This window comes from Psychrobacter sp. 1Y4 (assembly GCF_051847555.1).
On record NZ_JBPYDE010000446.1, the window covers coordinates 1 to 760 of the forward strand.

At 44.2% G+C, this 760-nt stretch carries 1 protein-coding gene and 1 pseudogene; both read left to right on the forward strand.

All coding sequences use genetic code 11. From position 1 onward, the window contains the following. Nucleotides 1–131, forward strand: a pseudogene (locus ACS8FC_RS16870) (ACP S-malonyltransferase); the annotation flags it as partial. Further along, nucleotides 128–760 (forward strand): 3-oxoacyl-ACP reductase FabG (fabG, locus tag ACS8FC_RS16875; protein WP_439297634.1); only part of this gene is annotated, 633 nt, incomplete at its 3' end. The pseudogene ACS8FC_RS16870 and the gene fabG, both read left to right, overlap by 4 nt.

The window sequence follows — 760 nt, forward strand, 5'->3', positions numbered from 1 at the left end:
TTAACATATTAATCGAATGTGGCAGCGGTAATGTGCTTAGTAACTTGGCTAAGCGTCAAGCACAGCCAATTACAAGCTATCCTACTGACAAGCCTGCCCGTCTAGAGAAATTATTAGAGGTGTTATCATGAGTCGTACGATTACATTAGTGACTGGCGCGAGCCGTGGTATTGGAAAGGCCGTTGCTAAACGTTTTGCTAAAGAAGGACATTTTGTCATTGGAACAGCAACCACTGAAAAAGGTGCTGAATTGATTAATGATTATCTTCATGATACTGGTGGTATCGGTCGCGTCTTAGATGTACGTGACACTGCTCAAATTGATAAATTGTTCGAAGAAATAGAAAGCGTCTATGGTGCAGTACAAGTATTGGTCAACAATGCAGGTATCACGCAAGATGGTCTACTGATGCGTATGAAAGACGATGACTGGTCAAATGTCATCGATACGAACTTGACTTCAGTTTATCGTATGAGTAAACGCGCAGTACGCGGTATGATGAAAGCGCGCCGTGGTCGTATTATTAATATCACCTCTGTTGTTGCTCAAATGGGTAATGCAGGTCAATCTAACTATGCTGCGACTAAAGCTGGTGTAGAAGGGTTCAGCCGTACGCTTGCACGTGAAATCGGCTCACGCCAAGTGACTATCAATTGCGTGGCACCAGGTTTGATCGAGACTGATATGACAGATGAGCTCGACGAGCGCCTATTGAATTCTATGCTAGATGCCGTTCCTATCAGCCGTCTTGGTCAACCA